Source organism: Rugamonas apoptosis (assembly GCF_014042355.1).
In the GTDB taxonomy this organism is placed as follows: domain Bacteria; phylum Pseudomonadota; class Gammaproteobacteria; order Burkholderiales; family Burkholderiaceae_D; genus Rugamonas; species Rugamonas apoptosis.
Genome location: NZ_JACEZU010000003.1, coordinates 358,464 through 383,147 on the forward strand (window position 1 = coordinate 358,464; position 24,684 = coordinate 383,147).

Sequence of the window (24,684 nt, forward strand, 5' to 3'; positions counted from 1 at the left end):
TCCTTAGATGGCAGGTGGTTGTTGCGCCAGGTCCGGGCCTTCGCGCAGCCATTTGCGGGAATAGATGGCGAACGCGGTCAGCAGCAGGGCGTAAAAGGCGATGAACATGGCGGTGCTGGACCAGACGGCGCCAGCCGCGACGGAGGACGCCGCTTCGCTGGTGCGCAGCAGCCCGTACACGGACCACGGCTGGCGTCCCACCTCGCGCACGATCCAGCCGCACTCGACGGCCACATAGGGCAGCGGAATGCACAGCGTCCAGGCCAGCAGCAGCTTGCGCCGGGCCAGCAGCGCGCTCAACTGGCCGCGTGCGCGGCGCATGGCCCACACGGTCCACAAGGCCAGCGCCGCGAACAGCACGCCGATGCCGGCCATGACGCGGAACGCGTAGTACAGCAAGGGCAGGGCCGGCGGCTGGTCCGCCACGGCGATGTCGCGCAGGCCGGTTACCTTGCCGTCCATGCGGTGGGTGGCCAGCATGCTCAGGGCGTTGGGTACTTCGATGGACCAGTCGTTGCGTTGTTCGGTCTTGTTCGGCCATGCCAGCAGCGACCAGGCGGCGCCATGGCCGGGCCCATTGGTCTCCCAGTGGCCCTCGATGGCCGCGCCCTTGGCCGGCTGCTGTTCGAACAGGGCGGCGCCGCTGGCGTCACCCACGGCCACCTGCAATGGCGCCACCACGGCCAGCATGCCCAGCGCGAGCCGGAATGAACGGACGAAGAAGGGCGCCTGGCGGTTGCGATACAGGTGCCAGGCGGAGATGCCGGCCACCACGCACAGGCCCGTTTCCATGGCCGCCAGCCACATGTGGGCAACGCCGTGCGCCATGCCGGGATTGAAGATGGCGGCCAGGTAGTCGGTCACCACCAGGCGCCCGTCCACCACGGCCACGCCGGCCGGGGTTTGCATCCACGAGTTGGCTACCATGATCCAGAACGCGGAAATGGTGGAGCCCAGCGCCACCATCGCCGTGGCGAACAGGTGCACCGTGCGCGGCACGCGGCCCCAGCCCCACAGCATCACGCCGATGAAACCGGCTTCCAGCATGAAGGCCATGGCGCCCTCAAAGCCGAGGATATTGCCGATGAAGGAGCCGGTATAGCGCGAGAACGGCGCCCAGTTGGTACCGAACTGGAATTCCATCGGGATGCCGCTCACCACGCCGACGGCGAAATTAAGCACCAGCAGCTTGCTCCAGTAGCGCACGTGCTGGTAGTAGAGCACTTCGCCGCGCCGTATCCACAGCGCTTCCATCAGCAGGATGAAGGCCGACAGGCTGATCGTGAGGATCGGCCACAGGATGTGAAAGATGGCCGTCAGCGCGAACTGTGCGCGCGACAGCATCAGCGTTGCATCATGCATGATGGTCTCCTTGTGATGGATGCAGCAGGACGGGAATGGACTTGGAGGTGGGCGTGCCGGCGCCCACGGCAACGCTGGCCAGCGGCACCAGCGGATTGGTTTCGGGGTAGTAGGCGGCCACGCAGCCGCGCGGGATGTCGTATTCGACCAGCAGGAAGCCGTCCGCGCGGCGTTCCACGCCATCGTCCCAGACGCTGGTGATGTCGACCCGGTCGCCGGCCCGCATGCCCAGCATGCGCAGGTCGTCGCGGTGGATGAAGACCACCCGGCGCAGGCCGAACACGCCCCGGTAACGGTCGTCCAGGCCGTAGATGGTAGTGTTGTACTGGTCGTGCGAGCGGGTGCTCATCAGCGTCAGCAGGCGCTCGCCGTGAAGGGCGCGGGCGCGGTGGATGGGCGTGTCGCGGACGATGGCGTTGACGATGAATTGCGCTTTCTCGCTGTCCGTGGCCCACTCGCGCAGGCGCGACGCGACCTTCAGGTGGAAACCGCCAGGCTTGGCCACGCGCGCGTTGTAGTCGTGGAAGTCGTCGAACACTTGCTCGATATCGTCGCGGATCAGGGCGTAGTTGGCGGCGCGCCCGAGCCAGTCGACGCTGGCGTCGCCCAGCGTGGCGTGGGCCATGCGGGCCACGATGGCAATCTCCGACAGCAGCGCCGGCGAGGCGGGCTGGTTGATGCCGAACGAGATGTGTACCATGCTCATCGAGTCCTCCACGGTCACGCCCTGGGCCACGCCCTGTTGCAGGTCGACTTCGGTGCGGCCCAGCGTGGGCAGGATCAGCGCGTCCCGGCCGTGGACCAGGTGGCTGCGATTGAGCTTGGTGGCCACATGCACCGTCAGCGCGCACTGGCGCAGGCCTTGCCAGGTCAGCGGCGTGTCGGGCGTGGCGCTGGCAAAATTGCCGCCCAGGCCGACGAAGACCTTGACGCGGCCATCGATCATGGCGGCGATGGTGGAGACGACATCCAGGCCGTGCCGGCGCGGCGGTTCGAAGCTGAACACCTGTCCCAGCCGGTCGAGGAATCCGGCGCCCGGCTGTTCCTCGATGCCCACCGTGCGGTTACCCTGCACGTTGGAGTGGCCGCGCACGGGGCACAGGCCGGCGCCGGGCCGGCCGATATTCCCGCGCATCATCATCAGGTTCGACAGCATCTGGATCGTCGCCACGGAATTCTGGTGCTGGGTCAGGCCCATGCCCCAGCAGGCGATCACGCGCTCGCTGTTGACGTAGAGGCGCGCCAGGCGTTCGATCTGCTCGCGCTCCACGCCCGATTCCTCCAGCAGCAGGTGCCAGCTTTCGCTGCGCAGGTCGCGCGCGAACGCATGGAAGCCGACCGTGTGGCTGGCGATGAAGTCCGTGTCCAGGATGCGGCAGCGGCCGGCGGCCAGCGCCTCGTCGTCCAGTTCCAGCACGCGCTTGGCGATGGCCTTGACCAGGGCGAAGTCGCCGCTCAGGCGCGGCTGGACAAACATGCTGCTGATGCGGGTGGCCGAATTGAGCAGCATCTCGCCCGGGCTTTGCGGGTCCTGGAAGCGTTCCAGCCCCCGTTCCTTGAGCGGGTTGATGGAGACGACGGCCGCGCCGCGCCGCGCGCATTCGCGCAGTTCGCCCATCATGCGCGGATGGTTGGTGGCCGGGTTCTGGCCGAAGATCAGGATCGCGTCGGCCAGCTCGAAGTCGTCCAGCGTGACCGTGCCCTTGCCGATGCCCACCGTGTGCGGCAGGCCGCGGCTGGTGGCCTCGTGGCACATGTTGGAGCAATCGGGGAAGTTGTTGGTGCCGTACATGCGCACGAACAGCTGGTACAGGAAGGCCGCTTCGTTGCTGGCCCGGCCCGAGGTATAGAACGCCGCCTGGTCCGGGGTGTCCAGCGCGTTCAGGTGGCGGGCGATCAGGCCGAATGCGTCGTCCCAGGCGATGGGCACGTACTTGTCGCTGGCGCTGTCGTACACCATCGGGTCGGTGAGCCGGCCATGCTGTTCGAGCTGGTAGTCCGATTGCTCCATCAGTTGCGTCACCGTGTGGCGGGCGAAGAAATCGGGCCGCACGCGCTTGCTGGTCGCTTCGGCCGCCACGGCCTTCGCGCCGTTCTCGCAGAACTCGAAGGTGGACGTGTGCGCGCGGTCCGGCCAGGCACAGCCGGGGCAGTCAAAGCCATCGGGCTGGTTCTGCGACAGCAGGGTGTTGAGGTTGCCCGCGCTGACCCGCTCGCGGAACAGGTTCAGCGCCACGTACTTCAGCGCCCCCCAGCCGCCGGCGGGGTTGTTGTAAGGGGCGATGCGGCCCGTGTTGTCCTTGTTATCCATGTCGATAGACTCCGTTCGGTTGGTACTGCCAGTGTCGGCGCGATGGGCCCGGGGCGGGGCGTACAGAAATGCGCGGGCCGGAGGGGTACAGCGCTACGGCCGGTCCGGCGGCCCGGTTGCTGCGATATACTCATTCGCATGAACCTGTACGAGTCCCTTGTTGCCGATATCGAGAGCCAGGTCGCCCGTGGCGTGCTGCGCGAGGGCGACAAACTGCCGTCCGTGCGCCAGACCAGCCAGCACCGTGGCCTGAGCATCAGCACCGTGCTGCGCGCCTTTTCGATGCTCGAAAGCCGCGGCGTGATCGAGAGCCGTCCCCAATCGGGCTACTTCGTTCGCCCCCGGCCGGGCGCCGCGCCGCGTCCGGCCCCTGCGCCGGCGGCGCCGGCGCTGGTGCTGTCGTCGGAGGTGGACGTGAGCCGGCTGGTGCTGTCGACCCTGCGCACGATACGGACCCAGGGCGCCGTGCCGCTCGGTTCACCGTACCCGGACCCGTCGCCGTTCCCCTGGCCCCGCATCAGCCAGTACGCCAACGCGCTGGCGCGCCGCGCCCAGCACTGGAGCGTGATGGACGACCTGCCGCCCGGGAATCCGGAGCTGATACGCCAGATCGCGCGGCGTCACATGGAGAACGGGCTGGCCGTCGATCCGTCGGAAATCATCGTCACCGTGGGCGCCACCGAGGCCATCAACCTGTGCCTGCAGGCCGTGGCGCGGCCAGGCGACACGGTGGCCGTGGAATCGCCGACGTTCTATGCCATGCTGCACGCGATAGAACGCATGGGCATGCGGGCGCTGGAAGTGCCGACCGATCCGCGCGAGGGCATCAGCGTGGAGGCGCTGCGTTCCATCCTCACGCAGCAGCGCGTGGCGGCCTGCATGGTGATGCCGAACTTCCAGAATCCGATGGGCTTCCAGATGTCGGACGTGCGCAAGCGCGAACTGGTGGCGCTGTTATCGAGCCATGACATTCCCGTGATCGAGAACGACGTCTACCACGAGCTGTATTACGGCGACAGCCACCCGACCTCGCTCAAGGCCTACGACACCAAGGGCCTGGTGCTGCACTGCTGTTCGTTTTCCAAGAGCCTGACGGCCAATTACCGCATCGGCTGGGCGCTGCCGGGGCGCTATACGGCGCAGGTGGAGAAGCTCAAGTTCCTCAACACGCTCACCACCCCCACGCTGCCGCAGATGGCCATCGCCGAGTATTTGCTGAACGATGGTTACGACCGCCATTTGCGCAAGGTACGCAAGGGTTATGAACAGCGCGCCCGCATGATGGCGGCCGCCGTGCTGCGCTTTTTCCCGCCTGGTACGCGGGTGAGCGAGCCGCAGGGCGGGTATGTGCTGTGGGTGGAACTGCCGGCTGGCGTCGACGCGATGAAGCTGTATGCGCTGGCGCTGGAGCGCAAGATCACGGTGGGGCCCGGCCACATGTTTTCCGCGCGCGGCAGCTATGCCAATTACATCCGGCTCAATTACAGCTACGAATGGTCGAAGGAGATCGAGGATGCGCTGCGCATGCTGGGGCGCCTGGTGGCGCAGCTGGCATAAGCCGGCGGACCTGGGCCGCGCCCGGCGCCGCCGCGCTCACCCGCCCACCAGCGACATGCGTACGATGCGGTGCGTAACGGGCGCGCTGGCCGTGCTGTCGCGCAGTTCGGAGTAGCGGTCCGCGCGCGCCTGCCACAACGCCGTTATTTGTTCGGCCAGCGCGGCTTCCTGGCCCGCGCCCAGCCAGGGACGCAAGTCCGTGCCGTGCCGGGCGAACAGGCACAGGTAGACCTTGCCGTCGGCCGCCACGCGCGCCCGCACGCAGCTGCCGCAGAACGGATGGGACATGCTGGAAATGAAGCCGATGGCGCCGGCGCCGTCGGCGTGCTGCCACAGTTCGGCCGTATCGTGGCCCTGTGCGGCGCTGTCGGGCACCAGCCGGTAATGTTCCCCGACGATGGCGCGCATGGCGTCCGCTTCCAGCACCTGGGCGGGGTTCCAGCGGCTGGCGCCGCCCACGTCCATGTATTCGATGAAGCGCAACTGCACGCCGCTGTGGCGGAAATGGCGCACCAGCGGCAGGATCTGGCTGTCGTTCACGCCGCGCTCGATCACCGTGTTGACCTTCACGGGCGCCAGTCCCACGCGCTGGGCCGCGGCGATGCCTTCCAATATGCGCGCGACGGGAAAGCCGACGCCGTTCATGCGGCCGCCCAGCGCCTCGTCCAGGCTATCGAGGCTGACCGTCACGCGCCGTAGCCCCGCATCTTTCAACGACTGGGCCCTGGCCGCCAGCAGGGAACCGTTGGTGGTCAGCGCGATATCGAGCGGGCGGCCATCGAGCGTGCGCATGGCCGCCAGGCTTTCGATCAGGCGCGGCAGGTCCTTGCGCAGCAATGGCTCCCCACCCGTGATGCGGATCTTCTCGACACCGAGGCTGACGAAAGTGCGCGCCAGCCGGGTCAGCTGTTCGAACGACAGCCGTTCGCTGGATGGCATGAAGGGAAAGTCGGGGCCGTAGCGTTCTTTCGGCATGCAGTAGGGGCAGCGGAAATTGCACTGGTCGATCACGGACAGGCGCAAGTCCTTCAGCGGGCGGCCACGGGTATCGCGGAGGTCGGATGGCGTATTCATGCAACCAGCATAGCGCCGCGGCGGCGGGGCGCAGGAGTACAGTGGCCGCCCCGATCATGGAGCACAGCGGGCGCGCAGCGGGAGCACAGCGGGAACGGCGCGCGGCTGTACTGGCCCGGATTGGCTGAAGCTGTGCTCTCCGGCGCCGCCCTGGCCGCCGTATTCTTCGGCCATGTTGTTCACGCGGCAGACAGCATCATCCAGCCTCACGCCGCCTACCTCACTGGAGAGTCTCCATCATGAATACTACCCGCTTCAAGGTCGCGACCTTGCTCATGGCCGGCTTCGGCACCGTCTGCGTTTTCCTGGCCGCCGTGATCGCGCTCGGCCTGAGCGAACAAGGCAAGCTCAATGCCGTTGCCGCCAGCATGGCGGGCGACCGCTGGCCCCGGATCGAACTGGCCACACACGTGCGCCTGCGGGTCACCGATATCGCGGTCGCACTGCGCAATGTGATGCTGACCGATGACCCGGCCGTGCGGCGCCGCCAGATCGACGATATCGCCACCTTCCGCGGCGAGATCGATGCCAATACGGCGGAGCTGGATCGGCGCGTGGTCAGCGCCGGCGGGCGGGCCGCCCTGCAGCAGGTGGTGGCCAGCCTGCAAGCGTATGCCGTCGGTCAAGAGCAGTTGATCGCCATGGTGCAGTCCGGGCGCGATGCGGCAGCGCGCGCCTACCTGAACGAGTCCGTCAAACCCATGTTGCAGGCTTGCCGCGATGCCATGGCCGCCCAGATCAGCAACGAGGTGGCGCTGATGAACGCCTCGCGCGAGGAAGCGGTGCAAGCCTATGCGGCCACGCGCTTCAAGATGCTGGGGCTGGGCGCGCTGGCGCTGTTGTGCTCCACCGCGGTGGCGGCACTCATCATCGGCCGCCTGCGGCGCGAACTCGGTGGCGAGCCTGGCTGGGCGGCCACGGTGGCGGCCCGCGTCGCCGAGGGCGACCTGACGGGCGCCATCGCCTTGCGCCCCGGCGACCGTAGCAGCATGATGTATGAAATGGAGCACATGCGCGACCACCTGGGCCGGCTGGTGGGGCTGGTGCGGCGCGACGCCGACCAGATCGCCTCCGCTTCAGCCCAGATCGCGGCGGGCAACCTGGATTTGTCGGCGCGCACGGAGCAGCAAGCGGCCAGCCTGGAAGAAACGGCGGCCGCCATGGAGCAGTTGAGCGTCACGGTGGAGCAGAACAGCGCCAGCGCGGAGGCGGCCAACCAGCTGGCGCGGCAGGCGTCGGCGGCGGCAGAACGGGGCGGGGAGGCGGTGGCTGCCGTCACGGAGCGCATGGACGATATCACCCGTTCTGCCAGGCAGATGGCCGAGATCATCGGCCTGATCGACGGCATTGCGTTCCAGACCAATATCCTGTCGCTCAACGCCGCCGTGGAGGCGGCGCGCGCCGGCGACGCGGGACGCGGCTTCGCCGTGGTAGCGTCGGAAGTACGCCAGCTGGCGCAGCGTTCGGCCGCCGCCGCCCAGCAGATCGGCCAGCTCATCGCCACCGCGACCGGCCAGGCCCATGCCGGCGCGGCGATGGTGGCGCAGACCGGCGGCGCCATGCGCGACATCATCGACAGCGTGGCCCGGGTCGAGGCGATCATGGCGCAGATCCGCCACGCCAGCGCCGAACAGCACAGCGGCATCGTCGCCTGCAGCCGCGCCGTGGTCGACATGGACCAGGGCACGCAGCAGAACGCCGCGCTGGTTGAGCAGGTGGCGGCGGCCGCCCAATCCATGCAGGAGCAGGCGGGCCAGCTGGCGCTCGCCGTGAGCCGCTTCCGTATCGATGACGCCGCGCCGCCGGCCCACGTGCAAGGCCGTTCCGCAGCGCCGCACCAGCGCGAAGCACGGCCGCAGGGCAGGGCCGTCCGGCCCGCCCGCGCGCTGGCCCTGGCCGAAGCGGCTTGATAGCCGTCCGCTGTTGCAGCCCTCAAGGAGCGAGATCATGAACGCCTTTTGTCATTCGCCGCCACGCACCGTCATCATCGTGGGCGACGAGCACGAACGTGGCCGTGCGGTGGCGGCCAGCCGCCAGCTTGGTTGCGTGCTGGACGGCTGGTGCGGCACGGGCCATGCCGGGATTGCGCTGATCGCATCGCTGGCCGTCCGGCCCGACCTGGTCATCATCGACCTGGATTTGCCCGACATGGACGGCGCCGACCTGCTGCGCGCGCTGGCCGCCACGGGGCACGACTTGCGCCTGGTGCTGTGCGGGGCCAGCTGTCCGCGCATCCAGGACACGGCACTGGCGCTGGCGTCCGCGCTCGGCTTGCGTGCCGGCGCGGCTGTCGTCGGCCCGCTGACGGCGACCGCGCTGCGTGCCGCCATGGCCGACTGCGCGGCCACCCATGCCAGCCTGGTTGCCGTACCCGATCCGGCGCCGCGCGTGCAGCCGGCGCTGGACGTGCCCGACATCCGCACCGGTTTGCTGCGCGACGAGTTCGAGCTGTATTACCAGCCCAAGATCGCGCTGGGCAGCGGTGAGCGTTGCGGCGCCGAGGCCTTGCTGCGCTGGCGCCATCCCCGTCATGGCGTGCTGGCGCCGGCCGCCTTCCTGCCGCAAGCGGAAGCGGCGGGCCTGATCGACCTGCTGACCATGAAGGTGCTGCGTATGGCGCTTGGCCACGGCCTGGAGCTGCGGGCGGCCGGTTGCCCGCTGCCGATTTCGGTCAACCTGTCGCCGGTCTCGCTGACCAATCCGGACCTGGCCGACCAGATCGCGCGCGCGCTGCGGCGCTCCGGCCTGCCGCCTTCGGCCATCGTGTTCGAGGTGACGGAGCATGAGGAAGTGGCCGACCTGGGCGTGGCGCTGCGGGTGCTGCTCAAGCTGCGCCTGCAAGGACATCAGCTGTCGCTGGACGATTATGGCGCCGGCCACGCGTCCATCCTGCAGATGTCGCGCATCCCGTTCAGCGAACTGAAGCTCGACTGCCGGCTCGTGCATGACGCCTGGAAGCGGCCGCACCTGGAACCGCTGCTGCGCCAGGCCATCGCCTCGGCGCAGCAGCTGGGCATGACGTCGGTGGCCGAAGGCATCGAAACGCCGGAGGATTGGGCCTTCATGCGCGCGCTGGGCTGCGACCAGGCGCAAGGCTACCTGATCGCGCGGCCGATGCCATTCGCCGAGTTGTCGGCGTGGCGCCCGGACGCCCGCCTGCTGGCCGAACCGGCCCAGCGGCAGCAGGCCGCGGCCTGACGAGCGGCGCGGCTCCGGCCTGGCACGCGGGCGGGCCAGCGCTGCGCGCCGCCTGGCTGGGCATCAGCCCTGCTGCGCGCCGCCATCCACGCCATGCACCGCCAGCAGGCACTGGCGGAACGCCTGCGCCACGCGCGACGGCAGGGGCGAGCCGCGCAGGATGGCGACGAAATCGCAGTGGTAGTGGAACAGCGCGGGACGCACGGCCCGCATCTTGCCGTCTTCAACGAAGCCGCGCGCGTAGTGGTCCGGTAAGAAGCCCAGGAAGCGGCCCGACAGGATCAGCGTGGCGATCGACTCCTGGTCAAAGCCGGTGGCCTTGCGCGGCAGCCGCACCTGCTGGCTCAGCTCCATGTTGGGCGAGTGGTAGCCCAGCCCGGCGAATTGATAAGCGCGGATGCTGTTCCAGTCCAGGTCCGTATCGTCGCCATCGAACAGGGGATGGCCGGCGCCGCAATACAGCTGCATGGTTTCGTCGAACAGGGTGTCGTAACTGAGGCTGTCCGAACTGCGGTGGGCGGGGATGATCCCCACCTGGAACTGGCCATCGATGACGCCGCGCTCGATCATGTTGATGGTGGCGACATGAAAATTCAACGCCACTTCCGGCGCCTGCTCGGCGAACAGCGCGATCGCCGCGCTGATCCTGCAGGCCGGATTGCTGGCCGTCTTGTCGAATACGGCCACGTGCAATTGCCCGCCCATGCGGCGGTGGATGTCGTCCACGCCGGCGCGGAAGGCGTCCGCGCTGGCCAGCAGGCGCTGGGTCTCCTCGTAGATGCGCTCCCCTTCGGCCGTCAGCGCGAAACCGGCGCGGCCACGGCTGCACAAGGTCAGCTTGAGCCGCTGTTCCAGATCCTTCACATGGCGGCTCACGGTGGAAATGCCGATATTGAGCTCCAGCCCGGCCGCGGCCATGCCGCCGCAATCGACCACGCTGCGGAACACCTGCAACAGACGGAAATCCATGTCGCTCAACTGGCCCAGCACGGCCTTGGTTTTTACTTTCATAAATCGCTAACTGAACAGTGATAAATATATAAATATGAAAGTGAAATACTACCCTAGAATCAGCGTCACCGTAATCTGTCTGACAGGAGAAACACATGAAACATGGCGAATCGCGCACCGACGCCGCCTGGCTGGAAGCACACTGGATGCCGTTTTCCGGCAACCGCAATTTCAAGGCCGACCCGCGCATCATCGTCGGTGGCCAGGGCTGCTACTACACCGACAACGATGGCCGCCAGATATTCGACGGCCTGTCCGGCCTGTGGTGCAGTGGCCTGGGCCATGGTCATCCCAAGGTCACGGAAGCGGTCAGCCGCCAGGTCGCCACGCTGGACTACGCGCCTGCGTTCCAGTTCGGCCACCCGCAATCGTTCGCGCTGGCCAACCGCCTCAAGGAATTGACGCCGGATGGACTCGATTACGTGTTCTTCACCGGCTCCGGTTCCGAGTCGGCCGATACCTCGCTCAAGATGGCCCGTGCCTACTGGCGCGCCAAGGGCCAGGCCAGCAAGACGCTGCTGATCGGCCGCGAGAAGGGCTACCACGGCGTCAACTTCGGCGGCATCTCGGTGGGTGGCATCGCCGGCAACCGCAAGCTGTTCGGCCAGGGCATCCAGGCCGACCACCTGTCGCACACGCTGCGCAAGGAGAACGCTTTTACGCGCGGCATGCCGCAGCAGGGCGCTGAACTGGCCGACGAACTGCTGGACCTGATCGCGCTGCACGACGCCTCCAACATCGCGGCTGTGATCGTGGAACCGTTCTCCGGTTCGGCCGGCGTGGTGATCCCGCCGCAGGGCTATCTGCAGCGCCTGCGCGAGATCTGCACCGCGTACAATATCCTGCTGATCTTCGACGAAGTGATCACCGGCTTTGGCCGGGTCGGGTCCTACACGGCCGCCGAAGCCTTCGGCGTCACGCCGGACATCATGAACGTGGCCAAGCAGGTGACCAACGGCGCCCAGCCGCTGGGCGCCGTGCTGGCGTCGAAGGAGATCTACGACACCTTCATGGCCCAGGGCGGTCCGGAATACATGGTCGAATTCGCGCACGGCTACACCTACTCGGCGCACCCCGTCGCTTGCGCCGCCGGCCTGGCCGCGCTCGACGTGCTGGTAAGTGAGAACATGCTCGATCGCGTGAACGCGCTGGCGCCCCATTTCGAGCGGGCCGTGCACAGCCTCAAAGGCGAGCCACATATCACCGACATCCGCAATATAGGCCTGGCCGCCGGCCTGACCATCGCCGCAGTGCCGGGCGAACCAGCGCGCCGGCCCTACGAGATCGCCATGCATTGCTGGAAGAAGGGCTTCTACGTGCGCTACGGCGGCGACACCATCCAACTGGCCCCGCCGTTCATTTCCACCCCGGCCGAGATCGACCTGCTGGTCAATGCGCTGGGCGAAGCGATTCGTGCCACCGCCTGATCGCGCCACCATCACCATCACAGGAATATCGCATATGCAAGCTAAGCACACCATCGGCCACCTGATCGACGGCCAGACCGTTCTTACCGGCGAGCGCGCGCAAGCCGTCTACAACCCCGCCACCGGCGTGGCGGAAAAGCGCGTGCTGCTGGCTGACCAGCAGACCGTGGCGGCCGCCGTCGCCTCGGCCCAGGCTGCGTTCCCGGCCTGGCGCGCCACGCCGCCGCTCAAGCGCGCGCGCGTGATGAGCAAGCTGAAACAACTGCTGGAGGAGCATGCCGACGCCATTTGCCAGCTCATCACGGCCGAACACGGCAAGGTGCTGAGCGATGCCATGGGCGAACTGCAGCGCGGTATCGAGAACATCGAATATGCCAGCTACGCGCCCGAGCTGCTCAAGGGCGAGCACAGTAAGAACGCCGGTCCGGCCATCGACTCGTGGAGCGAAATGCAGCCGCTGGGCGTGGTGGCCGGTATCACCCCGTTCAACTTCCCGGCCATGGTGCCGCTGTGGATGTGGCCACTGGCCATCGCCTGCGGCAATACCTTCGTGCTCAAACCGTCCGAGCGCGACCCCTCGTCCACGCTGCTGATCGCCCAACTGGCGCTGCAGGCCGGCCTGCCGCCGGGCGTGCTGAACGTCGTCAACGGCGACAAGGAGGCGGTCGACGCTCTGCTGATGGACAAGCGGGTACAAGCCGTCAGCTTCGTCGGCTCGACCCCGATCGCTGAATACATCTACGCCACCGGCACCGCGCAGGGCAAGCGCATGCAGGCGCTGGGCGGGGCCAAGAACCACGCCATCGTCATGCCCGACGCCGACATCGGGCAAGCCGTGAGCGCGCTGATGGGGGCGGCCTACGGTTCGTGCGGCGAACGCTGCATGGCCATTCCGCTGCTGGTGGCGGTGGGCGATGCCACCGCCGATGCCTTGATCGAAGGCCTCAAGATGGAGATCGCCAAGATGCAGGTCGGCCCCGGTACGGACGCCCGCAGCGACATGGGGCCGCTGGTCACGCGCCAGCATTGGGAAAAGGTGCGCGGCTACGTGGCGCAGGGCGTGGCGGAGGGCGCTACGCTGCTGGTCGATGGCCGCAAGGTGGCGCCGCCCAAGGGTTATGAGGATGGCTATTACCTGGGCCCATGCCTGTTCGATCATGTCACGCCGGCCATGCGCATCTACCAGGAGGAGATTTTCGGGCCGGTACTGGGCGTGGTGCGCGCCAACTCGCTGCAGGAGGCGATGGACTTGATCGACGCGCATGAATACGGCAACGGAACCTGCATCTTCACCCGCGACGGCGAGGCGGCGCGCTACTTCACCGACAGCATCCAGGTCGGCATGGTGGGCGTGAACGTGCCGCTGCCGGTACCGGTGGCTTACCACTCGTTCGGCGGCTGGAAGCGTTCGCTGTTCGGCGACCTGGGCGCCTACGGGCCCGATGGCGTGCGGTTCTACACCCGCCGCAAGACGATCACGCAGCGCTGGCCGTCGGCTGGCGTGCGCGAGGGCGCCGTGTTCAGCTTCCCCTCGAATCAGTAAGCAGTCAGCAATCCGCAAGTCTTCCGCCCTGGCTCCCCGCCAGGGCGTGCTGTCTGGCAGTCGTCGCCGCGCATGGCGAGGGCTGCCCACGCGTGTTTGGCGCACGGTTACCGCCGTCGCTAAAACGCGAATAAAAGTTCGCAAATTCCCATAAATTTCCTCGCTTTTTGAAAATTATGGGTTATTATTTTTCAAATACCGACGAATTGTTCGGTTTAATTGGTGAGGGGCAAATATGACGAAGAAAGTAATCATCTCCATCCTGGGCGGCGCCGGCATGATGGGGCAGGGCATCATCCGCGACTTGCTGTCCAAGCGCAGCATCATCGAGATCGGTGAGCTGCGCATGTTCGACAGCGACCGTAGCCGCATGGCGGCCCTGCGCGCGGAGCTGGACGACGCGCGCCTGACGGCGCATGACCTGGACGTGGCCGACCCGCAAGCGCTGGCGCGCGCGCTGGCCGGATCCGACGTTTGCATCAACTCCGTGCCGACACTGGCCGGCTTCCAGATGGCCATCTTTGAAGCGGCGCTGAGCGCCGGCGTGGACTACGTGGACCTGGGCGGCCTGGGCACCTACACCGTCAAGCAGCTGGAATGGCAGGAGCGCTTCCGCGCCGCCGGCGTGGTGGCGGTGCTGGGCGTGGGCGCCGATCCCGGCATGTCGAACGTGATCTGCCGCGCCGTGGCCGATGAACTGGATGAAATCGACAGCATCAACCTGTACTGGGCCGCCACCCTGAGCGGTCCGGAGAATCCCGTGCTGGTGCCGCCGTACAGCGTGTCGACCGTGCTGGCCGAATATGCCCATCCCTGCCTGCAGTTCCTGGACGGCCGCCATGTGGAATGCGCGCCGCAGACGGGCGTGGAAACCATCGCCCTGCCGGAGCCATGGGGCCGCTGCGAATTCATGTACTCGATCCACTCCGAGCAGCTGACCGTGCCGCTGGCCGACGGCATTCGCGAAAAAGGCATCAAGGAATTTACCTGGAAGCTGCACCTGCCGCACCGCGAGCATGAGGCTTGGGTGGGCCTGGTCAAGGCTGGTTTTGGCGAGTACGACCGCACGGTGGAAGTCAATGGCGTGGCGGTGCGTCCGCTGGACGTGCTGAACGCCGTCATCCAGCGTAACATCGCCGAGAACCAGGACCGTATTCCTAGCCAGCAAAGCCACGAGATCCACTTCGCCATCGGCCGCGGCCGGGTTGGCGGCAAGCCTGCCACGGCGCGCTGCCAGGTGATCGTGCGTCCCAACGCCATGTACGCGGGTTACGTGGACGCGGCCACCTCGATGAACGCCTCGATCGCCGTGCAACTGATGCTGACCGAGCCGCGCCGGCCCGGCGTGTACGCGCCCGAAGCGTACTTCAACGCGACCAGCTATTTCCGCGAGGCCGAGAAGCGCCACTTCGACATCACCATGACGCGCGACATCGGCTGAATGGACGAGGGGGGAACCATGCGCACTTTGCTCTACATCGATGGCGCTTTCGTCGAGCCGGCCCTGGGGGACTTCCTGCCGGTGATCGACCCGGCGACGGAGGAGAGCTTCGCCAGGGCCGCCGCCGGCACGCAGGCCGACGTGGAGGCGGCGGTGGCCGCCGCGCGCCGCGCCTTCGACCATGGCCCTTGGCCACGCATGCCGGCCACGCAGCGCGCCGCCATCCTGCGCCGGGTGGCGCAAGCCATCCGCGACGAACTGGAACCGCTGGCCTGGCTGGAAATGCGCGACAACGGCAAGCCGCTCAAGGAAGCGCGCCTGGATATCAGCGACGCCGCCTTTTGTTTCGACTACTACGCCGACATGGCCGAACAGGTGGAGGCGGAGGGCGATGCGGTGCAGGATGTGGGCGACGACCGCTTCCAGTGCCGCATCCGCAAGGAGCCGCTGGGAGTGGTGGGCGCCATCACGCCGTGGAACTTCCCGCTGTTGATGGCGGCGTGGAAGGTGGCGCCGGCGCTGGCGGCCGGCTGCTGCGTGGTGCTCAAGCCGTCCGAACTGTGTCCGCTGACCTGTGTCGAACTGGCGCGCCACCTGCACCAGGCCGCACTGCCGCCGGGTGTGTTCAACCTGGTCACGGGGTTGGGGCAGACGGCCGGCGCGGCGCTCAGCGCCCATCCCGGTGTCGACAAGCTGGCCTTCACCGGCTCGCAGGCGACCGGCACGCTCGTGATGCAGGCAGCGGCGCGCGATATCCGTAACGTCAGCCTGGAGCTGGGCGGCAAATCGCCATTCATCGTGTTCGCCGATTGCGACCTGGATAAGGCGGTTGAATGGATACAGTTCGGCGTGTTCTGGAACCAGGGCCAGATCTGTTCGGCCACTTCGCGCCTGCTGGTGGAGCGGCCCATCTACGAAGCCTTGCTGGAAAAGCTGAAGTTGGCCGCGCAACAGCTGGTGATCGGGCCGGGCGAGCGTGATGGGGTGCAGATGGGGCCTATCGTCTCGGCGGGGCAGAAGCGGCGCGTGCTGGAGGGGATCGAGCAGGGCAAGGCTTGCGGCGCGCGCCTGGTGACGGGGGGCGGCACGCCGGCCAACCGGACGCGCGGCTATTTCGTGCAGCCCACCGTGTTCGCCGATGTGCCGCTGGACAGCTGGATCTGGCGCGAGGAAGTATTTGGCCCGGTGCTGGCCGTGCGCCCGTTCGACAGCGAGGCAGAGGCGATCGACGTGGCCAACGACAGCCGTTTCGGCCTGGCCGGGGCGGTGATGTCGGCCGACCTGGAACGCTGCGACCGGGTGGCTGGCGCGCTGCGGGCCGGGGTGGTGTGGATCAACTGCTCCCAGCCCACGTTCACCCAGCTGCCCTGGGGCGGCTACAAGGCTTCCGGCATCGGCCGCGAGCTGGGACGCCATGGCTACGAGGCCTACCTGGAAGTGAAGCAGATCACCCGCTTCGATGCCGGCAGCCACTGGAATTGGTATCGCTCGCCACGCGCATCCGCGCTCTGATTTCGACTGTTTGATCAATTTTACAACGGAGCAAAAACAAATCAAAAAACCGATCCTTTGTTCAGGTATAGTGAGTAAAGGCGTCGTCGCATCAAGTGGAAGAAGCATAAATCAACAAATTGTCGATTGAACGCTCGATAAAAAATAGACGGAGACCAAAGCAATGACAAACGCAAAACATCAGTTCCTGCTCGTGACCGCAGCCTGCCTGGCCATGGCCGGCGGTGCGGCACGGGCCTCGGACGCCAGCCAGCTGGGCACCACCTTGACCCCGCTGGGCGGCGAAATGGCCGCCAGCAAGGATGGCCGCATCCCGGCCTGGAAAGAGGAAGCGCAAGCCAGCGACGGCTGGAGCTGGGGCAAGCTGCGCAAGGACTTCTGGAAGTACAAGAACGATAAGGCGCAGTACACCATCAACGCCGCCAACATGGCCCAGCATGCGAGCGTGCTGACGCCGGGCCAGCTGGCGCTGTTGAAGCAGAACCCCGGCTTTCAGATGGAGGTCTACCCGACCCGCCGCAGCTGCGGTGTGCCGGAATTCGTGGCCGAGAACACCCGCAAGAACGTCAGCACGGCCAAGCTGGGCGCCGACGGCTGGAGCCTGAAGTCGGCCGTGGTGCCGGGCACGCCGTTCCCCATGCCCGCCAGCGGCGCGCAAGCCATGATGAACATGAAGATGCGCTACCGTGGCGCGGGCGTGGAATACCAGAACGGCTACACCATGGTGTCGCCGCGCCGTGGCAGCGAGGACTGGATCATGGCCGGCTTCGAACAGAACTACTACTTCCCGGCCGGTAAAAAAGGCTCGAACAACCTGAGCGAGACGGGCAACGTGGAGTACTACACCTACTTTACCTACAAGTCGCCGGCCGCGCTGGCGGGCCAGGCCTTGGCCGCCGACGTGTTCCTGGATAACCCGAACAGCGAAACGTTCTACTACTTCCCCGGCCAGCGCCGCGTGCGCCGCATGCCGGCCTACGCCTACGATGCGCCGCAGATCGGCTTCGAGAACCAGTACCTGCTCGACGAAACCAATATGTTCACCGGCACGCTCGACCGCTTCGACTGGAAGATCGTCGGCAAGAAGGAATTGCTGGTGCCGTACAACGTGCTGGGCGTGTATGACTTCAAGGCCAAGATCCAGGACGTGGTGGGCCGCAACGCGCTGGCCGCCAGCACCCGCCGCTACGAGCTGCACCGGGTGTGGGTGGTGGAGGGCACGGTCAAGCAGGGCGCGCGCCACGTGTCGCCCAAGCGTACCTACTACCTCGACGAGGACAGCTGGAACGCCGTGCTGGCGGAGGACTACGACGTGCAGGGCGCGCTGTGGAAGGTGCGCGAAGGCTATGTGGTGCCGGTCTACGAGACGGGCACCTGCGATGTGCTGGCTTTCGGCCAGTACAACCTGCCGGAAGGGCGCTACGTGTTCGACTTCAGCACCGTCGGCGCTGGCGTGGACGTGAAGTGGCTCACCGAGAGCAAGGGCGAACGCACCAAGGCCGCGTTCTATACCTCGGAAAACCTGCGCGCCATCAGCGACCGCTAAGAGACCGTTTCAAAAAACCGTGGCTTCGTTTTCGCTGCGCCTCGCGGCGCGGCCGCCTCGCCACGGTCAATTTGAACCAGCCTCTAAACCAGCCTCCAAGTCACTCACCGTCTTCAGGAGTACCACATGAACAAGCCATTCATCATGGCCTGCGCGATCGGCTCGTCCATCGCCGGCCTGGACGCGCACGCCGCGACCTTCAATACCGACTATTTTTCGGGCAGTTTCGATTCCACCGTCAGCGTGGGCACCGGCATCCGCACCCGCGGACCCAACCCGACCTTGATCAACGAAGGCAACAGCGGCGGCCCTGCCGGCCAGTTGTCGCCCACCAGCGGCCTGGGCGACCAGGGCGACCTCAATTACGCCAACGGCGACGCCTTCACCCGCTACCTGAAAGGCTCGCACGAACTGCTGCTCAAGTTCCCGGACGACGTGACGGCGATGGCCCGCGTCAGCTGGCTGCGCGACTTCGCCGCCACCAAGACCACGGGCTGGACCAGCGTTGGCACGCCGCCCGGCCTGCCGGACAACCTGTCCGACGAGGCGCGCAAGGACTTGCGTTTCAAGGCCCGTGTGCTCGACCTGTGGGTCAGCAAGAAGTTTGACGTGGACGGCCACATGCTGCGCATCCGCGCCGGCAACCAGGTCATCAGCTGGGGTGAAAGCCTGTTCATCCCCGGTGGCATCAACGTCACCAACGCGAGCGACCTGATGCGCCTGTCGCAGCCGGGCACCCAGCTCAAGGAAGCGATCCTGCCGGCGCCTATCGTCAGCGCGGCGGCGGGCCTGGGCGCCGGCTTCAACGCGGAAGCCTATGTGCAGCTGGGCTGGAATGCCAACTACATGCCGCCCACGGGCAGCTACTGGTCGACCTTCAACGGCATCGGCGCCGGCCATGACGCCTATGGCCTGCAGGAGACCAAGGCCCGCAACGGCGGCCAGTGGGGCTTGTCGCTGCGCTACCAGCCGCCCGGAACGCAGCTCAACCTGGGCGCCTACGCCATCAACTACCACGACAAGTCGCCTTCGTTCACCTTCAACAATCCGAACGGCGTGATGGGCTGGGTGTATGGCGAGGACCGCAAGCTGTATGGCCTGTCGGCCAACTTCCCGGTCGGCGACTGGGCCATCGGCGGCGAATTTTCGTACCGGCCGAAGGACGCCGTGACGATCAACGCGGCCACCACCGGTTGCGCCGCGCAGAACGGCAACTGCTGGGTCGACACCACCCGCATGCAGGCGGCCGTGACCAGCATGTTCAGCCTGACGCCGGACACGGCGCCCGGCCTGCTGCGCCTGTTGCACGCCGATTCCGGCACGCTGCTGGCCGAGGCGGTCGCGATCCGTTTCCCCGACCTGCAGAACGAATATGGCGGCGCGCCCATCTCGGCCGGCGGCTGGGGCTGGGGCCAGGAGTATTCGCCCGCCGGTATCCCACGCGCGGTGGGCACCCGCAATTCATCGGGCATCAATTTCGACTTCAGCTGGGTGTATGACGGCACGCTGATCCCGGGCTGGCAGGTGGTGCCGGAAGTGTTCTACTTCCGCGCGCTCAATGGCCGCACGCCCAACAGCGCCGCCACCTTCATGAAGGGGGCGCAGTCGGTCAACTTCACGCTGGGCTTCATCCAGAACCCGGCCAACTGGCAGGTGGCCGTCAATTACGCGCGCTTCATGGGCGGCGACACGGTGTTCGACCAGCCGTACCGCGACCGCAGCTTCGTCGGCGTGACCGTTTCCCGCAACTTCTGACCGGATAGCAGAGATGACACGTTCACCCGCCCGATTATTGGCGCGCTTTGAAACGGTCTGTTTCGAGCGGCGCAACTGGCTGATGCTGGCGCTGCTCGGCCTGACCCTGGTGATGGGCTACCTGGGATGGCAGTTGCGGATGGAGGCCGGCTTCGAGAAGCAGATGCCGGCCAACCACCCGTATATCGAGACGTTCCACACTTACCGTAACGATGTGATGGGCGCCAACCGCCTCAACATCGTGGTCCGCGCGCGCAAGGGCACGATCTGGAGCGCCGCGGGTCTCAAACGCCTGTATGAGGTGACCCAGGCCGTAACCTTTCTGCCGAACGTGGAGCGGCTCGGCGTGCAATCGCTGTGGACGCCCAACACCTTCGTCAACGAGATCACGGAGGAGGGCTTCCGCGCCGATCCGCTGATCGACGGCAGCATCAATCCCGAGCGGCTGGACGGCGCCACCATCGCCCGCATCGAACGGGCGGCAGCGCAGGGCGGCTTCGTCGGCACCCTGGTGTCGCGCGGGCAGGACAGCGCCATGGTCAGCGCGGAACTGCTGGAGCGCGACGCCGATGGCAAGAAGCTGGACTACGTGGCCTACAACGCCATCCTGGAACAGCTGCGCCAGCGTTATGAAGACCAGGCGTTCAGCATCGAGATCATCGGCTTCGCCAAGCAGATCGGCGAGATCGCCGATTCAGCCAAGTCGGTACTGCGCTTCTTCGCGCTGGCACTGTTGCTGACGGCGGGCGCCGTGTACTGGTACTGCCGTTCGGTGCTGTTCACGGTGCTGCCGATCGCCTGTTCGCTGACGTCGCTGGTGTGGCAGTTCGGCGCCTTGCACCTGCTGGGCTTCGGCCTCGATCCGCTGGCCGTGCTGGTGCCGTTCCTGGTGTTCGCGATCGGCGTGTCGCACGGGGTCCAGCAGATCAACTACATCGTGCGTGAAGTCTCGCTGGGCAAAACCTGCCTGGCCGCTTGCCGCGCCAGCTTCTCCGGCCTGCTGATCCCCGGCACGCTGGCGCTGGTGACGGCCTTCGTGTCGTTCGTGACGCTGCTGCTGATTCCGATCCCGATGGTGCGCGAACTGGCCATCGCCGCCTCGCTGGGCGTGGCCTTCAAGATCGTCACCAACCTGGTGATGCTGCCGGTGGCGGCTTCGTTCTGCCGTATCGACAAGTCCTACGCCGACGGCGCCATGGCGCTGCGTGAACAGCGGGCCGGCTGGCTGCGGCTGCTGGCGCGCATCGCGCGGCCGGGCAACGCGGCTGTCTGCCTGGCGGTGGTGGCTCTGATCTTTGGCCTGGCCGTGTGGCAGAGCAAGGGGCGGGTGATCGGCACGCTGGAACCGGGTGCGCCGGAACTGCGGCCGGATGCGCGCTTCAACCTGGACGCCGTCTCCATCGCCAGCAACTACGACACGGGCCTGGACTGGCTGACCATCATCTTCGAAGCCAAGGGCGTGCAGAACGGTGCTGACAACGGGCAGGGCGTAGGCTTTTGCGGCAACGCCAACATCGGCCTGTTCCAGGATCGCTTCACGTGGGCCATGCAGCCGGTGCCGGGCGTGCTGTCGATCGCCTCGTTCGTGGACCAGATCAAACAGTACAACCGTGGCTACAACGAGGGCAATCCCAAGATGGAGGCGGTGCCACTGGATGCGGCCAACTTCGCCGCGCTGGCCACCGAGATCGCCCGCACCCGCGGCACCATGCGCAAGGATTGCAGCATGACGGCCGTGCACCTGTACCTGACTGACCACAAGGCCGTCACCATCAACCGGGTGATCGCCGCCGCCGAAGCATTCGCGGCCAGCCAGTCGGAGCCGGGCATCACGATCCGCCTGGCCACCGGCAACGCCGGCGTGCTGGCGGCCGTGAACGAGGCGCTGGAACGCAGCGAACTACCGATGATGCTGTGGGTGTATGCGGCCATCGTGCTGCTGGTGCTGGTCACCTACCGCGACTTCCGCGCCGTGCTGGCCTGCTGCCTGCCGCTCACGGTGGGCACTTTCATCGGCTACTGGTTCATGAAGGAGCTGAGCATCGGCCTGACCGTGGCGACCTTGCCGGTGATGGTGCTGGCGGTCGGGATAGGCGTCGACTACAGCTTCTACATCTACAACCGGCTGCAACTGCACCTGGCGCATGGCCAGCCCATCGTCAAGGCGCTCGAGCACGCGATCCTGGAGGTGGGCACCGCCACCATCTTCACGGCCGTCACGCTGGCCGTCGGCGTGGCCACCTGGTCGTTCTCGGCGCTCAAGTTCCAGGCCGACATGGGCAAGCTGCTGGGCTTTATGTTCATGGTGAACATGGTGATGGCCATGACGGCCTTGCCGGCCCTGGCCGTGTGGCTGGAACGGCTGTTCCCGCGCCGGAAGCCGGCCCGCGTGCCTGGCCTGCTGCAGCATTGAACCGGGAGAGAAAAGCATGAATCGCAATGTGAAAAAAGTAGTGGGCCTGTGCCTGGGCACCGCCGCGTTGGCGCTGGCGCCGGCCGCCTGGGGCGCCAGTTCGGCCGCATTGGCCGCCCCGGTCCCTGCGGCCAATTCGGCCAACTCGGCCACCCCGGGCGAGGGCGGTGCCTGGCCCGTCGTGCTGCGCCCGGCCGTCAAGGTGGCCCATGCCAGCCAGGCCGGCATGCTGGCCACCACCTGGGCCGGGCCGCGCGCGGTGGCCGTGGGTGCGCACGGCGTGGTGCTGCTGTCGGACGACCAGGGCAAGCACTGGCGCCAGGCCGCCAGCGTGCCACTGGATGCCACGCTGACCGGCGTCTCCTTTGTCGACGACAAGGAAGGCTGGGCGGTGGGGCAGGCCGGCGTGGTGCTGCACTCCCGTGACGGCGGCGAGCGATGGGAAGTCCAGCGCAGCACGCCGGACCAGGACCGGCCCCTGTTCGCGGTGCACTTCTTCGACCGTGCCAACGGCGTGGCGGTCGGCCTGTGGTCGCTGGTGCTGACCACCAGCGACGGTGGCCAGCACTGGACCAGCCGCCAGCTGGAAGCGCCGGCCGGCGCCAAGCGGGCCGACCTGAACCTGTTCGGCCTGTTTTCCGGGCCGGGCAACGCGCTGTACGCGGCGGCCGAAAAAGGCTATGTGCTGCACTCGGCCGACAAGGGGCAGAGCTGGCATTACCTGGCCACGGGCTATGCCGGCTCGTTCTGGACCGGCGCCGCCTTGCCGGACGGCGCGTTGCTGGTGGGCGGCCTGCGCGGCGCGCTGTACCGCAGCGCCGACGCCGGCCAGAGTTGGACGCGCATCGACACCGGCAGCACGGCCTCGATCACGGGCCTGGTCCGCACCGGCGGTGAGCGTGGTGTGCTGGCCGTGGGCCAGGACGGCCTGACCCTGCGCAGCGTGGACGACGGCGCCACCTTCCAGGCCAGTTATCGCCATGACCGGCTGCCCCTGAACGCGGTCTTGCCGAACGCCGGTTTCGCGCCGCCGCTGATGTCGGCGCGCGGCCCGGTGCCGGCCGAAGTCCAGTAAATCGAATCCATCAAATTAAGGAAAACCATGTCCAAGTCGCACCCATCCGACGAACTTTGCCACCTGTCCGCCACCGAGGCCCTGCGGCTGTTCCGCAGCCACGACCTGTCGCCGGTGGAACTGCTGCAAGCCTGCCAGGCCCGCGCCGACCGGCTTGAGCCGCAACTGAACTGCTTCAGCGCCCAGCGCCGCGACGCCGCGCTGGCGGCCGCGCGCGAGGCCGAGCAGACCTATGCCCGCCGCAGCGGCAGCCCGCGCCCGCTGGAAGGCTTGCCGACGGCGCTGAAAAATGAACACACGCTGATCGGCTGGACCACCACCAAGGGTTCCTGGCTGGTGGGCGACACGCCCGACACCGTCAACGCGCCCATCACCCAGCGCCTGCTCGACGCCGGCGCCGTGATCCACGCGCAGACCAACGTGCCGGAGTTCTACATGGCCGGCTTCACCCGGTCGGCGCGCCACGGCGTGACCCGCAACCCGTGGAATCCGGCCATGACGCCGGGCGGCTCGAGCGGCGGCAGCGGCGCCGCGCTGGCGGCCGGCCTGGCCACGCTCGCTTCCGGTTCCGATATCGGGGGCTCGATCCGGATCCCGGCCAGCTATTGCGGCGTGGTGGGCCTGAAGCCCAGCTACGGCCGGGTGCCCGTCACCCCGATCGCCTACGCGCTCAACACCATGAACCACATCGGCCCCATGGCGCGCACGGTGGCCGATTGCGCGCTGATGTTCAACGCCATCAACGGCCCGCACAACGCCGATCCGGCCGCCATCAGCCCCAGGCTGGAACTGCCGCTGGCGTTTGAACCGGTACGCGGCATGCGCATCGCCTTGTCCTATGACCTGGGCTACTGCCAGGTGCACCCGGAAGTACGCACCGCGCTGGACGAGGTGGTGCTGGCCTTGCGCACACAGGGGGCCGTGGTGGAGGAAGTGGCGCTGGGCTGGGGCAGCTGGGTGGCCGAGGCGCTGGACCACAGGCTGGGCTTCGAGACGGGGCGCGAATTCGCGGCCCGCATCCTGAACCAGGAACGGGAAACGAGCGACTACATCCGCGCCTTCGCCGCCGCCGGCCTGCAGGTGACGGGTGAGCAGTACCTGGCTTCGCAGACGGCTATCGGCCGCATGTACGACACCATGGCCGGCGTCATGGACCGTTTCGACGCGCTGATCTGCCCCACCATGGCCGGCACCGGCAGCGCCGCCGAAGGGCAGGCCGACAGCACCGCCTTGCTGCACCAGGATGCGATGACCTATCCGTTCAACCTGCTCAGCCGCCATCCCGTGCTGAACGTGCCGTCCGGGGTGGCCAGCAACGGTGTGCCGACCGGGGTCCAGATCGTGGGCCGCCCCTATGACGAAACCACGGCCTTCCGCGTCGGCGCCGCGCTGGAACGCGCGCTGTGGCAGGACTGCCGTCCGGCGCTGGCCGCCATCGACCACCAGGGAGCACACTGAC

The 24,684-nt window shown here is 67.1% G+C and carries 16 protein-coding genes; 12 read left to right on the top strand and 4 right to left on the bottom strand.

The window, feature by feature from the left end; translation table 11 throughout:
- Nucleotides 1–3 precede the first annotated feature (3 nt).
- Nucleotides 4–1,362, bottom strand: a complete 1,359-nt coding sequence (locus tag H3H39_RS08225; RefSeq protein WP_182152870.1) for a cytochrome ubiquinol oxidase subunit I — start codon at nucleotides 1,360–1,362, stop codon at nucleotides 4–6.
- On the bottom strand, nucleotides 1,355–3,673 hold the full coding sequence (locus tag H3H39_RS08230; RefSeq protein WP_182152871.1) for an FdhF/YdeP family oxidoreductase: 2,319 nt from the start codon (nucleotides 3,671–3,673) through the stop codon (nucleotides 1,355–1,357). The genes H3H39_RS08225 and H3H39_RS08230 overlap by 8 nt, the downstream gene beginning before the upstream one ends.
- Before the next feature lie 138 nt (nucleotides 3,674–3,811).
- On the opposite strand from H3H39_RS08230, the gene H3H39_RS08235 reads away from it, so the two are divergent.
- Nucleotides 3,812–5,230, top strand: a complete 1,419-nt coding sequence (locus tag H3H39_RS08235; protein ID WP_182152872.1) for an aminotransferase-like domain-containing protein — start codon at nucleotides 3,812–3,814, stop codon at nucleotides 5,228–5,230.
- Nucleotides 5,231–5,266: 36 nt separating this feature from the next.
- Here the strand turns inward: H3H39_RS08235 and moaA are convergent, their stop codons facing one another.
- Entirely contained in the window at nucleotides 5,267–6,304 is a 1,038-nt protein-coding gene (gene moaA / locus H3H39_RS08240) for a GTP 3',8-cyclase MoaA (protein WP_182152873.1), read from the bottom strand.
- A gap of 239 nt (nucleotides 6,305–6,543) precedes the next feature.
- Here moaA and H3H39_RS08245 point away from each other — a divergent pair, with 239 nt between their 5' ends.
- Together H3H39_RS08245 and H3H39_RS08250 are read left to right on the top strand one after the other, a co-directional pair.
- Complete coding sequence (locus tag H3H39_RS08245; protein ID WP_182152874.1) at nucleotides 6,544–8,214, top strand: methyl-accepting chemotaxis protein; 1,671 nt, start codon at nucleotides 6,544–6,546, stop codon at nucleotides 8,212–8,214.
- A gap of 37 nt (nucleotides 8,215–8,251) precedes the next feature.
- Complete coding sequence (locus tag H3H39_RS08250; RefSeq protein WP_182152875.1) at nucleotides 8,252–9,502, top strand: EAL domain-containing response regulator; 1,251 nt, start codon at nucleotides 8,252–8,254, stop codon at nucleotides 9,500–9,502.
- A gap of 63 nt (nucleotides 9,503–9,565) precedes the next feature.
- Here the strand turns inward: H3H39_RS08250 and H3H39_RS08255 are convergent, their stop codons facing one another.
- The gene (locus H3H39_RS08255; protein WP_182152876.1) at nucleotides 9,566–10,513 is read right to left on the bottom strand and encodes a LysR family transcriptional regulator; all 948 of its coding nucleotides are present in this window, start codon (nucleotides 10,511–10,513) and stop codon (nucleotides 9,566–9,568) included.
- Between the two features lie 95 nt (nucleotides 10,514–10,608).
- Here H3H39_RS08255 and aptA point away from each other — a divergent pair, with 95 nt between their 5' ends.
- The 9 genes from aptA (at nucleotide 10,609) to H3H39_RS08300 (ending at nucleotide 24,683) form a co-directional block, all read left to right on the top strand.
- Nucleotides 10,609–11,940, top strand: a complete 1,332-nt coding sequence (gene aptA / locus H3H39_RS08260; RefSeq protein ID WP_182152877.1) for an omega-aminotransferase AptA — start codon at nucleotides 10,609–10,611, stop codon at nucleotides 11,938–11,940.
- Between the two features lie 34 nt (nucleotides 11,941–11,974).
- Nucleotides 11,975–13,483 carry a CoA-acylating methylmalonate-semialdehyde dehydrogenase gene (locus tag H3H39_RS08265; protein ID WP_182152878.1) on the top strand — a complete coding sequence of 503 codons (1,509 nt, stop codon included), beginning with the start codon at nucleotides 11,975–11,977 and terminating at the stop codon, nucleotides 13,481–13,483.
- A 235-nt stretch (nucleotides 13,484–13,718) separates the two neighbouring features.
- Nucleotides 13,719–14,924, top strand: a complete 1,206-nt coding sequence (locus tag H3H39_RS08270) for a saccharopine dehydrogenase family protein (protein WP_182152879.1) — start codon at nucleotides 13,719–13,721, stop codon at nucleotides 14,922–14,924.
- A gap of 18 nt (nucleotides 14,925–14,942) precedes the next feature.
- Nucleotides 14,943–16,436 (top strand): aldehyde dehydrogenase family protein, encoded by a 1,494-nt coding sequence (locus tag H3H39_RS08275; RefSeq protein ID WP_182152880.1) that lies wholly within the window; start codon nucleotides 14,943–14,945, stop codon nucleotides 16,434–16,436.
- A 163-nt stretch (nucleotides 16,437–16,599) separates the two neighbouring features.
- A complete protein-coding gene (locus H3H39_RS08280; protein ID WP_182152881.1) occupies nucleotides 16,600–17,982 on the top strand; it encodes a DUF1329 domain-containing protein in 1,383 nt (460 codons plus the stop codon).
- A 126-nt stretch (nucleotides 17,983–18,108) separates the two neighbouring features.
- The gene (locus H3H39_RS08285) at nucleotides 18,109–19,737 is read left to right on the top strand and encodes a DUF1302 domain-containing protein (RefSeq protein ID WP_182152882.1); all 1,629 of its coding nucleotides are present in this window, start codon (nucleotides 18,109–18,111) and stop codon (nucleotides 19,735–19,737) included.
- A 13-nt stretch (nucleotides 19,738–19,750) separates the two neighbouring features.
- A complete protein-coding gene (locus H3H39_RS08290; RefSeq protein WP_182152883.1) occupies nucleotides 19,751–22,150 on the top strand; it encodes an efflux RND transporter permease subunit in 2,400 nt (799 codons plus the stop codon).
- 16 nt (nucleotides 22,151–22,166) lie between these two features.
- Nucleotides 22,167–23,225 carry a YCF48-related protein gene (locus H3H39_RS08295; RefSeq protein WP_182152884.1) on the top strand — a complete coding sequence of 353 codons (1,059 nt, stop codon included), beginning with the start codon at nucleotides 22,167–22,169 and terminating at the stop codon, nucleotides 23,223–23,225.
- A 27-nt stretch (nucleotides 23,226–23,252) separates the two neighbouring features.
- The gene (locus H3H39_RS08300; protein ID WP_182152885.1) at nucleotides 23,253–24,683 is read left to right on the top strand and encodes an amidase; all 1,431 of its coding nucleotides are present in this window, start codon (nucleotides 23,253–23,255) and stop codon (nucleotides 24,681–24,683) included.
- Nucleotide 24,684 lies beyond the last annotated feature (1 nt).